Annotated in this window: 1 protein-coding gene and 1 pseudogene; both read left to right on the top strand. The window is 72.3% G+C overall.

Features of this window, described 5'->3' with window-relative positions:
* The coding region (locus tag ABD209_RS07600; RefSeq protein WP_344064322.1) for a tyrosine-type recombinase/integrase at positions 1–411 on the top strand (411 nt) is incomplete at its 5' end.
* Positions 377–1,431: pseudogene (locus ABD209_RS07595) on the top strand (tyrosine-type recombinase/integrase); the annotation flags it as partial. The gene ABD209_RS07600 and the pseudogene ABD209_RS07595, both read left to right, overlap by 35 nt.

Raw genomic sequence — 1,431 nt, 5'->3', positions numbered from 1 at the left:
CGCTGGCTGACCGTGCACGGCAAGGGCGGCAAGGACCGCCGGGTCCCCCTCGACCGGGACGTCGCCGCCGTGCTGAACGCGTACTTGCTGACCGAGCGCCCGGACAGCGACGCGTCTGCGTTGTTCCTCGTCGCGAAGGGCCCCACGACGGGGCGGCCGCTGACCCCGGCCGGGTTGCGGACCATCTTCCGTTACCACCGGGCCACCTCCGGCGTCCCGGCCGGGGCACCGCACGCGCTGCGGCACACGTTCGGGACCGCGCTGGCCGAGGCCGGGGTGGACCTGGCCGTGATGCAGGCGCTGCTCGGGCACGCGCATGTCGACACCACGGCCCGTTACATCCACCTCGCCCCGACCCACGTGAAAGCCGAATACGATGCCGCGCGCAGCCGTCAACGCCAAAACCGTTGAGCCTCAGCACGAGCCACCTGCCGAGGTACTCGCCGCGTACCACGCCCACCAGGCGCGGACCGGGCGAGGCAACACCGCGTTCACGTACTGGGCCAAGACGTTCCTGCGGCGATGGCCGGTGGTGCGCGCCTGGGAGCACGAGCCGCTGGCGGTGCAGCTGACCGCGAACAGCGGCACCCGCCCGTTCATCACGTTCCTGCTCGTCACCGGACGGCTCCACCCGAGCTGGGAGTACCTGGTGCACCGCAAGTTCTCCTCGATCTGGCGCGACGTGCCCGGCACCGTCATCGGGCAGGACCTCGCGGCGTTCATCACCGCCGCCCGCGGCTGCGGGTACAGCCAGCGGGTCACCTCGGCGATGGCCTCCCAGGTGATCGCCCGGGTGCTGTTCGCCACCGGCAAACGCCTGACCGACCTGGTCCACGACGACTTCGACGCCCTCGCGGTCGCCGGCCTCGCACGGCAGGCCGCGACCGGGCGCACCTGGAAGCACTACCGGGCCACCGCCACCGGCGCCAAGACCGTGCTGTACCACCACGGTGTGCTGCCTGCGCTGCCCGAGCCGTTCGAGCAGCGCTGGCCCTTCGCCCGGCGCCTGGCCCACGTGCCGGAGCCGATGCACGCCATCCTGGTGCGCTACCTGCAGCACAAGTCCGTCACCTGCCGTCCCGCCACCGTCTCCTCGCTGGCCACCAGGCTGGCAGCGTTCGGCGCCTACCTCGCCGGGACCGACCCGGACGCGACCCCCGCGACGCTCGACCGGTGCCAGCACATCGAACCCTGGCTGGCCAGCCTGACCACCGCGGCGAACACCAAGGCCGGCGGGACCCTGTCCGTCCCGGAGCAGGCACGACGGATCCTGGCCGTCGCGAACTTCCTGACCGAGATCACCGAGTGGGGCTGGCCCGAGGCACCCACCCGGCGGCTGATGTTCCCCTCCGACAACCCGCGACTGCCCCAACCCCTACCGAGGTTCCTGCCACCAGACGCCGACCGACGCCTCACCGAGGCCCTCGAGGC

The organism is Nostocoides vanveenii (assembly GCF_039531165.1).
Taxonomy (GTDB): domain Bacteria; phylum Actinomycetota; class Actinomycetes; order Actinomycetales; family Dermatophilaceae; genus Nostocoides_A; species Nostocoides_A vanveenii.
The sequence above is the reverse complement of the archived record's forward strand: the minus strand, read 5'-3'. Positions and strand labels throughout refer to the sequence as shown.